Origin of the sequence: Klebsiella sp. NPDC088457 (assembly GCF_044900465.1) — a bacterium.
Classification (GTDB): domain Bacteria; phylum Pseudomonadota; class Gammaproteobacteria; order Enterobacterales; family Enterobacteriaceae; genus Klebsiella.
This window is the reverse complement of record NZ_JBJDNH010000004.1, coordinates 85,845-96,520: the sequence shown is the minus strand read 5'-3', so window position 1 is coordinate 96,520 and position 10,676 is coordinate 85,845. Positions and strand designations below refer to the sequence as shown.

Genomic DNA, 10,676 nt, shown 5'->3' with positions numbered 1-10,676 from the left:
ACCTTCACTTTACGACCTTTGGCCATGCCAGCCAGACCACCGGTCAGCTGAGTGATGACTTTTTCTTTCCAGGTGCGGATCTTGTCAATGTCAGTTTTCGGCTCACCGAAAACGATGCCGTGCTCGGCCAGCGCTTTCGCTTCTTCGATAACTTTAGCAACGTGCAGCAGTGCTTTAGAAGGGATACAACCGACGTTCAGGCAAACACCGCCGAGGGTGTTGTAACGTTCTACGATGACGGTTTCCAGACCTAAATCAGCGCAACGGAAGGCAGCAGAATAACCTGCAGGACCTGCCCCAAGTACCACGACCTGAGTTTTAATTTCAGTACTCATCATGACCTCTGTAGTTTGTATCCGGCGGGTCTGACGCTATTGTTATACACTTCATCCTTCAAGCCGCCTCTGCGTTGGCTGCGCTCGCTCACCCCGGGTTACGTACTGCTTGTACGCTCCAGGGATTCACTCCCTTGCCGCCTTGACGCAACTCGAATTATTTTGTGTAAATTACGCCCATGTCCACCGGGACGTTCTATCCGCCTGCATTTTACAAAATTGTTAACAATTTTGAAACAACAAACGGCAAACGATTTTGTCCTTTGTTGCTGGTAACCCCGAAACGAAGACGGGATTAGCAGAAAAAAGCCGGCCGTCAGGCCGGCTTTTCGCTTACATCACCAGGCGGCGAATGTCGCTCAGCATGTTGTTGATGATGGTGATAAAGCGCGCACCATCAGCACCATCGATCACACGGTGGTCGAAGGACAGAGAGATTGGCATCATCAGACGCGGCACAAACTCTTTACCATTCCACACCGGCTCCATCGCGGATTTGGACACACCGAGGATAGCCACTTCCGGCGCGTTAACAATCGGCGCGAAGTGGGTTGTCCCCAGGCCGCCGATGCTGGAGATGGTGAAGCAACCGCCCTGCATTTCGCCCGCAGTCAGCTTACCGTCACGCGCTTTCTTCGAGATCACCGTCAGTTCACGAGACAGCTCGGTAATGCTCTTCTTGTTCACGTCTTTAAATACCGGAACAACCAGACCATTCGGCGTGTCAACCGCGACACCGATGTTGATGTATTTCTTCAGCGTCAGACGCTGCGCATCTTCAGACAGCGAGCTGTTGAAGCGCGGCATCTGCTCAAGCGCAGCGGCCACGGCTTTCATGATGAAGACAACCGGCGTGAATTTCACGTCCAGTTTACGCTTCTCAGCTTCAGCGTTCTGCTGCTTGCGGAAGGCTTCCAGATCGGTGATGTCGGTTTTGTCGAAGTGCGTAACGTGCGGGATCATCACCCAGTTACGGCTCAGGTTAGCACCAGAGATTTTCTGGATGCGACCCAGCTCGACTTCTTCCACTTCGCCAAACTTGCTGAAGTCCACTTTCGGCCATGGCAGCATGCCCGGCAGACCGCCGCCGGTCGCGGCGGCAGGTGCAGACTCAGCACGTTTAACCGCGTCTTTCACATACGCCTGAACGTCTTCGCGCAGGATACGACCTTTACGGCCAGAACCTTTCACTTTCGCCAGGTTAACGCCGAACTCGCGCGCCAGACGGCGAATCAGCGGAGTCGCGTGAACATAAGCGTCGTTTTCAGCGAACTCAGATTTGCCTTCGGCTTTCGCCGCCGGTGCTGCCGTTTTTGTCGCCGGAGCCGGTGCGCTAGCAGCAGGTGCCGGAGCAGCAGCAGCCGGAGCCGCGGCAGGCGCAGCGCCTTCCACTTCGAAGACCATAATCAGCGAGCCGGTGGACACTTTGTCGCCGGTGCTGATTTTGATTTCTTTCACGGTGCCCGCGAACGGCGCCGGAACTTCCATAGAGGCTTTGTCGCCTTCTACGGTGATCAGCGACTGCTCAGCGGCAACTTTATCGCCGACTTTGACCATCACTTCAGTGACTTCAACTTCGTCGCCGCCGATGTCCGGTACGTTAACGTCTTTCACGCCGGTTGCAGCAGGTGCCGCGGCAGCCGGTGCAGCAGCCTGCGCAGGTGCTGCCGGAGCAGCGGCGCCAGCCACTTCGAAGACCATGATCAGCGAGCCGGTGGACACTTTGTCGCCGGTGTTGATTTTGATTTCTTTCACGGTGCCCGCGAACGGCGCCGGGACTTCCATAGAAGCTTTGTCGCCTTCTACGGTGATCAGCGACTGTTCAGCCGCAACGGTGTCGCCCACTTTGACCATGATCTCAGTGACTTCAACTTCGTCACCGCCGATATCCGGTACATGAACCTCTTTTGCCGCTGCCGCAGCAGGTGCTGCTGCCGGTGCCGGTGCCGCTTCTTGCTTCTCTTCCTTCGCAGGTGCAGCGTCTGCTGCACCGTCGGCGGAATCGAAAATCATGATCAGTTTACCGGTCTCGGTTTTGTCGCCGACAGAGACTTTGATCTCTTTGACCACGCCTGCCTGCGGAGACGGGACTTCCATAGAGGCTTTGTCGCCTTCTACGGTGATCAGCGACTGTTCAGCTTCAACTTTGTCGCCAACTTTGACCAGGATTTCGGTGATTTCAACTTCATCTGCCCCGATATCCGGTACGTTGATTTCGATAGCCATTATTCTTTTACCTCTTACGCCAGACGCGGGTTAACTTTTTCTGCATCGATGTTGAATTTGATGATTGCATCGGCAACCACTTTCTTATCGATTTCACCACGTTTAGCCAGTTCGCCCAGCGCCGCTACAACCACATAGGAAGCATCAACTTCGAAGTGGTGACGCAGGTTCTCACGGCTGTCGGAACGACCGAAACCGTCAGTACCCAGTACGCGGTAGTCATCAGCCGGTACATAGGTACGGACCTGCTCGGCGAACAGTTTCATATAGTCGGTAGATGCAACGGCCGGCGCGTCGTTCATCACCTGAGCGATGTACGGTACACGCGGGGTTTCCAGCGGGTGCAGCATGTTCCAACGCTCGCAGTCCTGGCCATCACGCGCCAGTTCAGTGAACGAGGTCACGCTGTAGACGTCAGAACCTACGCCGTAGTCTTTCGCCAGGATCCCGGCTGCTTCACGGACGTGACGCAGGATCGAACCGGAGCCCAGCAGCTGAACTTTACCTTTGCTACCTTCGATGGTTTCGAGTTTGTAGATACCTTTACGGATACCTTCCTCGGCGCCTGCTGGCATCGCCGGCATGTGGTAGTTTTCATTCAGCGTGGTGATGTAGTAGTAAACGTTCTCTTGTTTCTCACCGTACATACGCTCCAGACCATCATGCATGATGACCGCAACTTCGTACGCATAAGACGGATCGTAAGAGATACAGTTCGGGATAGTCAGAGACTGAATATGGCTGTGGCCATCTTCGTGCTGCAGACCTTCGCCGTTCAGCGTCGTACGACCGGAAGTGCCCCCTACCAGGAAGCCGCGAGCCTGCTGATCGCCAGCCTGCCAGCACAGGTCGCCGATACGCTGGAAACCGAACATCGAGTAGTAGATGTAGAACGGGATCATCGGCAGGTTGTTGGTGCTGTAAGACGTTGCCGCCGCCAGCCAGGATGCGCCTGCGCCCAGTTCGTTGATACCTTCCTGCAGGATCTGACCTTTCTCGTCTTCTTTATAGTAAGCAACCTGCTCACGGTCCTGCGGGGTGTACTGCTGACCGTTCGGGCTGTAGATACCGATTTGACGGAACAGACCTTCCATACCGAAAGTACGCGCTTCATCGGCGATGATCGGCACCAGACGATCTTTAATCGATTTGTTCTTCAGCATCACGTTCAGAGCACGAACGAAGGCAATGGTGGTAGAGATTTCTTTGTTCTGCTCTTCCAGCAGCGGGCCGAAATCTTCGAGGGTCGGCAGCTCCAGCTTCTCGGTGAAGTTAGGCTGACGGGTCGGCAGATAGCCGTGCAGTTTCTGACGCTGAGCGTGCAGATAGGTGTGCTCTTCGGAACCTTCCGGGAAGGTCACGTACGGCAGTTTTTCGATATCGGCATCGGCTACCGGGACGCTGAAACGATCGCGGACGTAGCGTACGCCGTCCATGTTCATTTTCTTCACCTGGTGAGCGATGTTTTTACCTTCAGCGGTGTCGCCCATGCCATACCCTTTAATGGTATGCGCCAGGATGACGGTCGCTTTGCCTTTGGTTTCCTGCGCTTTTTTCAGTGCAGCATAGACTTTCTTCGGATCGTGGCCGCCGCGGTTCAGGGCCCAGATCTGCTCGTCAGTCCAGTCAGCAACCAGCGCGGCGGTTTCCGGATATTTACCGAAGAAGTGCTCGCGAACGTAGGCGCCGTCTTTTGATTTAAAGGTCTGGTAGTCGCCGTCAACGGTTTCGTTCATCAGTTGAATCAGCTTGCCGCTGGTGTCTTTACGCAGCAGCTCATCCCAACGACCGCCCCAGATAACCTTGATAACGTTCCAGCCGGCACCGGCGAAGATGCCTTCCAGTTCGTTAATGATTTTGCCGTTACCGGTGACCGGGCCGTCCAGACGCTGCAGGTTGCAGTTGATGACGAAGACCAGGTTATCCAGTTTTTCACGGGTAGCGATGGTGATCGCGCCTTTAGATTCCGGCTCGTCCATCTCGCCGTCGCCCAGGAAGGCGTAAACGGTTTGTTTCGAGGTGTCTTTCAGACTGCGGTGTTCCAGATACTTGAGGAATTTAGCCTGATAGATAGCACCGATCGGGCCCAGACCCATGGATACGGTCGGGAACTGCCAGAATTCCGGCATCAGTTTCGGGTGCGGATAAGAAGACAGCCCCTTACCGTGAACTTCCTGACGGAAGTTGTTCATCTGCTCTTCAGTCAGACGGCCTTCGAGGAACGCACGCGCGTATACGCCCGGGGAGATGTGGCCCTGGAAGTAAACCAGATCGCCGCCATCCTGCTCGTTGCGGGCGCGGAAGAAGTGGTTGAAGCAGACTTCGTAGAAGGTCGCGGAGGACTGGAAGGAAGCCATGTGGCCGCCCAGTTCGAGATCTTTTTTCGATGCGCGCAGAACGGTCATGATGGCGTTCCAACGAATCGCAGAACGAATTCGGCGTTCCAGATCCAGATTACCCGGGTATTCCGGTTCATCTTCAACGGCAATAGTGTTGACGTAACTGCCCGTAGATGTGCCAGCAGCAACCTGTACCCCGCCTTTGCGGGCTTCAGAAAGGAGTTGGTCAATCAGATACTGAGCACGCTCAACACCTTCTTCACGGATGACCGATTCGATCGCCTGTAGCCAGTCGCGAGTTTCGATCGGATCCACGTCATTTGGTAAACGTTCTGACATGGGGGTTATTCCTTATCTATCTAATCGTTGATTAATCTGGAACCTGTCCCATTGCACTCTTTGCCCGTCATACTTCGGATTGTCTCATTGTTGGCTTCTCGTCCTCCCCCCAGTCACAGAGTTAACTATGCTCCCGGGGATTCCGACGCTTGCCGCCGCGATACAAGCCGAATTATTTAGGGCTGCTGAAACTAAAAGCGCAATAAGACAGGTTCTGCGTTTAGTTGCCGCGCTCTAAAAAATGGCGCTTAAGAACCGGAGTTCTCATCTTTCCGTTGCTGTAAACGGCGCAGTGAGCGTTCTCGACGACTTTCCTCACGGCTACGATCCAGCAAAATTTCTTCAATGAACGCCAGGTGGCGATGCGACGCTTCACGCGCCTGCTCCGGCTCCCCGGCGATTATCGCCTCGAAAATACGAGTACGATGATTGCTGACCTGTGGGAGCATTTCCCGACGGGCGTACAACAATTCAAAGTTCTGACGAACGTTTTGCGCGAGCATCGGCTCCATGCAGCGTAGCAGATGGAGCAGCACGACATTATGCGCCGCTTCGGTGACGGCAATTTGATACTGGACGACGGCATCGGATTCGGCGTCAAGATCGCCGGACTGCTGAGCCCGTTCGATAGCCTGATGCAGCTCGCGAATACGTTCGCGGTCGGCATCATTGCTGCGTAGCGCCGCGTAATAAGCCGCGATGCCTTCCAGCGCGTGACGGGTTTCCAGCAGGTCAAATTGGGATTCAGGGTGATCGGACAGTAGCTCTACCAGCGGGTCGCTGAAGCTCTGCCACAGGCTGCTTTGTACAAAAGTTCCACCGCCCTGGCGACGAAGCAACAGGCCCTTGGCTTCGAGGCGTTGAATCGCCTCACGCAGCGAGGGACGGGAAACGTCGAACTGTTTGGCCAGTTCGCGTTCAGGCGGGAGTTTTTCACCGGGGCGTAAGGTCCCCTCAAGGATTAAAAACTCAAGCTGCTGCTCTATCACATCGGATAGTTTTGGTTGGCGGATTTTGCTGTAGGCCATATTCCCTGTCTCTGCCATTAGCCCGTAGTCAATTGGTCTTACCAATTCGCAGTTCGTATCGGTAAAGTAACAAAGTATTCACCTTCTGTCCATACAGGTTTTGATTGAAATCAGTAAACCACGCACATTTTAACAACCTTACAGAAATAACATTTCAGAATTGTAACTTCACACAAATGATGCATTTACCCAATAAGAGGTAGCGTTAACCTTTATGAAACGAAAAGTTACGCTATCTGAACCGATTCAACTCAGAAAAACATGGTTTTTTATTCTATTTAAGTGAATAAAAAACCAACTCAACCATTCCCTCCTGAGCCGCGGGCCATTTACAAATGGTTTCTTTTTGTTCGCTTCGTCATCACCCCTTCATAAAGCAGGTGCATTCGCTGGCGCTTATCACTATTCTCCATGAGACGAAAGGCCTTTTGATGATTTTATATTTCGCCTTGCGTAAAGTAATTAATACGGAAACGGAATTTCGTAATTACACCCACACAACAATATGTAAGCTGAATACCTCAGGACTGCGCGGACCAAAGCTCCCTTGAATATTGATAGCTATGCTATCTCTGGCAGGGACAGACCACGAAGCAGCAGCCTGAAGGATGACGCGTATAAACAGAATAACCACACACGAGGTTTCATGATGGAAGGTCAACAGCATGGCGATCGGCTCAAGCGCGGCCTGAAAAACCGCCATATTCAGCTTATTGCCCTGGGCGGTGCGATCGGCACCGGCCTGTTTCTGGGCAGCGCATCCGTTATTCAATCCGCGGGTCCGGGCATCATTCTGGGCTATGCAATCGCCGGTTTTATCGCCTTCCTGATCATGCGTCAGCTGGGTGAGATGGTCGTAGAAGAACCTGTGGCAGGGTCATTCAGTCATTTCGCCTATAAATACTGGGGGGGTTTTGCCGGCTTTGCCTCCGGCTGGAACTACTGGGTGCTGTACGTTCTGGTGGCCATGGCCGAGCTGACCGCCGTCGGGAAATATATCCAGTTCTGGTGGCCAGAGATCCCGACCTGGGTTTCCGCCGCCGTGTTCTTTATCGCCATCAACGCCATCAACCTGACCAACGTCAAAGTGTTTGGTGAAATGGAGTTCTGGTTCGCCATTATTAAAGTGGTCGCCGTCGTGGCGATGATTCTTTTCGGCGGCTGGCTGCTGTTCAGCGGCAACGGCGGCCCGCAGGCCACCGTTCGTAACCTGTGGGATCAGGGCGGCTTTCTCCCGCATGGCTTCACCGGGCTGGTGATGATGATGGCCATCATCATGTTCTCGTTTGGCGGTCTTGAGCTGGTGGGGATTACTGCCGCAGAGGCGGATAACCCGGAGCAGAGCATTCCCAAAGCCACCAATCAGGTTATCTACCGCATTCTGATTTTCTATGTCGGCTCGCTGGCGGTTCTGCTTTCACTGCTGCCGTGGACGCGCGTAACCGCGGATACCAGCCCCTTCGTTCTGATCTTCCACGAGCTGGGCGATACCTTCGTGGCTAACGCGCTCAACGTGGTGGTGCTGACCGCGGCGCTTTCCGTGTACAACAGCTGCGTATATTGCAACAGCCGAATGCTGTTTGGCCTGGCTCAACAGGGCAACGCGCCGAAAGCGCTGATGAGCGTCGACAAACGCGGCGTACCGGTCAACACGATTCTGGTCTCTGCGGTGGTCACCGCCCTGTGCGTACTGATTAACTACCTGGCGCCGGAGTCGGCGTTTGGCCTGTTGATGGCGCTGGTGGTCTCGGCGCTGGTGATTAACTGGGCGATGATTAGCCTGGCGCATATCAAGTTCCGTCGCGCAAAACAGCAGCAGGGCGTGATCTCTCGCTTCCCGGCGCTGTTTTACCCGGTCGGTAACTGGGTCTGCCTGCTGTTCATGGTGGCGGTGCTGGTGATTATGCTGATGACCCCAGGCATGGCGATTTCCGTTTACCTGATCCCGGTATGGATTGCGGTTCTGGGTATCGGCTATCTGTTTAAACAGAAAAACGCCGGCACGGTAAAAGTCCATTAGTCCTTCTCCATGCTCTGTACCTCATTGGGTACAGAGCGTTCACCCTCCGCCAAAAGTGATGTACCATCCTGTCGTTACCGTTGACAAAAGGACCTGGGTGGCCAATGAAAAAAAACCTCACTATCAAGGATATTGCCGAGCTGGCTAACGTCTCTATCGCCACCGTTTCGCGGGTTCTCAACAAAAATAGCTGGGTGTCTGACAAAACGCGCGCCAAAGTACAAAAGGTGATCGACGAACACCAGTTCAGCCCTAACCTGATGGCACGCAGCATGATTTCTCGCAAGAGTATGACGCTGGCGATTGTGGTATCCGATATTACCAACCCCTACTTTGCCACTCTGGTTGAGCAGATTGAAAAATCCTGTCTGCAGGCCGGATACAAAATTGTCCTGTTTGATACCCAATCAGCAAACAAGCGCAGTGGCCCGGAGCCAATCGTCGCTGAAGACCAGATCTTCAGCAGTATTATCGATAGCCAGCTCGACGGCGTCATTATTCTCGGCGGTAATATCGACTACCTGACCATTCCAGACGGCTATCTTGAAGGTTTACAAAAGCTTATTGCAGTACTGCCGGTGATCGTCGTTGGTCGTAAACTCGCACGCTACCACTACACCTGCCTGCAGCGAGATCAGGTCAATTGTGTCATCATGATCGCCCGCTATCTGCTGGAAAAAGGCTATCGCGACCTCGCATTTATCGGCGGATCCTCCGGCGTATATATGACCGGCCAGCGTATCGGCGCCTTTCTGCAGACTCTGGAGGAAGCGGGAATCCCGGCGAAGTCAGTGCCGATCGTCGAGACCAACTTCTACCCACAGCACGGGTATCAGGCCGTAGAGCAGCTGCTGAAATCCGGCCGCCCCCTACCCCAGGCGCTGCTGGCGATCAACGATCGCGTGGCGATGGGGGCCATCCGCGCCTTGAAAGATCATAAACTGTCGGTTCCTGATGATATTGCCGTCGCCAGCTGTGAATATTTCCCCGGTAGCGAATATTTCATCCCGCGTATCACTACCGTCGATCATAAAAATAACGAACTTGGTCAACAGGTTATTAATCAAATGATGATGCTGTTGCAGGATAGGTTGCCTGAATCCACTCCGATTACTCCTCTGCTTCTCCCCGCGGAATCCGCCTAATTGTCGCCCGGCAGCAACCCGGCCGGATAAAAAATCAAGATCATCATCACAGATAACAATCAACAAAATTGACGGTTAATTTTATTTCATAATATTTTACTGAAAACGCTTTCAGTTTTTTTCCCCCATATCCCCATAGCGGAGCGACCCAATGAAACCCACGATGATGACCTATATCCACGAAGAGCAGGCCACGCTTGCGCATATTCTGGATAACTATCCGCAGAATATTCCGGCCATCGCCGACGACAGCGAGTGGCTGATTCTGGCGACCGGCTCCAGCGTAAACGCCGCCGTCAGCGCTAAGTATTACATCGAAAGTCTCTCCGCCGTGCGCGTCAGCATCGCCGAACCATTCCACTATCAGCATTTTGAAAAACACAACCCGGCAGTCCGCACCGTCGTCGCCGTTTCCCAGAGCGGAGAAAGCACCTCAACCCTGCACGCCCTGGCGGCGCTAAAGCAGCAGTTCCCGGTCAATACCCTAGGTGTAACCAGCAAACCGCAAAGCGAACTCGCCAGAACTGCCGATCGCCTTGTGCTACTGGATATCGGTGAAGAACGTGTCGGCTACGTCACCAAGGGTTATGTTGCGACGATCCTGACGCTGATGCTAATGGGCCTGCGCCATGCCCGGAGCATTGATGCCATTGATGAAGCCTGTGAACAGCGGGAACTGAAGATGCTGCGTGAGGCGGTAGGTGCAATCCCGAGCATTATCGAGGCGACCGAAATTTTCTTCCGCCGCTGGCACGACGATCTGGTCTCGTCCCCACGTTTCACCAGTATCGGCTATGGTCCGGCGGTCGGGGTATGCATGGAGATGGCAACCAAATTCACCGAGACCGTGCGCGTACCGTCACAGGGAATTGAGATGGAAGTGTTTATGCATGGACCATATTTTGAAATTAATTCGCAGCATCGTCTGTTTTTCCTCGATGTACCGGGCATCGCTCGCGAACGTCTGCTGCTACTGCGCCAATACGAACAGCGGCATACCGCCTCAGTCTATACCGTCACTCCGGGCGAAAGCGACGATCCACATACCCTGGCGCTGGGTATCAACGTTCCGGAAACCGTGGCGCCACTGCTGCTGATCGTCCCGTTCCAAATCCTCGCACACCATATTGCCGAAGCAAAAGGCAATAACTTGCCACAGCGTATCTTTACCGACTTCGGCGTGGCCGTAAAAAGCAAAACCAAACCAGGCGATTACGCCTGATCTACAGCCTGTACCCTACCTA

7 protein-coding genes are annotated in these 10,676 nt (G+C 53.9%); 3 read left to right on the top strand and 4 right to left on the bottom strand.

The window, feature by feature from the left end:
* The 4 genes from ACI2JR_RS04365 to pdhR all read right to left on the bottom strand — a co-directional run.
* A partial coding sequence (locus tag ACI2JR_RS04365) for an FAD-dependent oxidoreductase (RefSeq protein WP_462477960.1) occupies positions 1-335 on the bottom strand: 335 nt, incomplete at its 3' end.
* Between the two features lie 333 nt (positions 336-668).
* Positions 669-2,561, bottom strand: a complete 1,893-nt coding sequence (gene aceF / locus ACI2JR_RS04360) for a pyruvate dehydrogenase complex dihydrolipoyllysine-residue acetyltransferase (protein ID WP_132729885.1) — start codon at positions 2,559-2,561, stop codon at positions 669-671.
* Between the two features lie 14 nt (positions 2,562-2,575).
* Positions 2,576-5,239: a pyruvate dehydrogenase (acetyl-transferring), homodimeric type gene (aceE, locus tag ACI2JR_RS04355; protein ID WP_462477959.1), complete on the bottom strand. Its 2,664-nt coding sequence runs from the start codon at positions 5,237-5,239 to the stop codon at positions 2,576-2,578.
* A gap of 248 nt (positions 5,240-5,487) precedes the next feature.
* Positions 5,488-6,267, bottom strand: coding sequence for a pyruvate dehydrogenase complex transcriptional repressor PdhR (pdhR, locus tag ACI2JR_RS04350; protein ID WP_004857919.1), 780 nt, complete (start codon positions 6,265-6,267; stop codon positions 5,488-5,490).
* Positions 6,268-6,913: 646 nt separating this feature from the next.
* Here pdhR and aroP point away from each other — a divergent pair.
* The 3 genes from aroP (at position 6,914) to ACI2JR_RS04335 (ending at position 10,654) form a co-directional block, all read left to right on the top strand.
* A complete protein-coding gene (gene aroP / locus ACI2JR_RS04345) occupies positions 6,914-8,287 on the top strand; it encodes an aromatic amino acid transporter AroP (protein WP_165905721.1) in 1,374 nt (457 codons plus the stop codon).
* A 104-nt stretch (positions 8,288-8,391) separates the two neighbouring features.
* Complete coding sequence (locus tag ACI2JR_RS04340) at positions 8,392-9,432, top strand: LacI family DNA-binding transcriptional regulator (protein WP_462477958.1); 1,041 nt, start codon at positions 8,392-8,394, stop codon at positions 9,430-9,432.
* Between the two features lie 151 nt (positions 9,433-9,583).
* Positions 9,584-10,654, top strand: a complete 1,071-nt coding sequence (locus ACI2JR_RS04335) for an SIS domain-containing protein (protein WP_462477957.1) — start codon at positions 9,584-9,586, stop codon at positions 10,652-10,654.
* Positions 10,655-10,676: the final 22 nt, after the last annotated feature.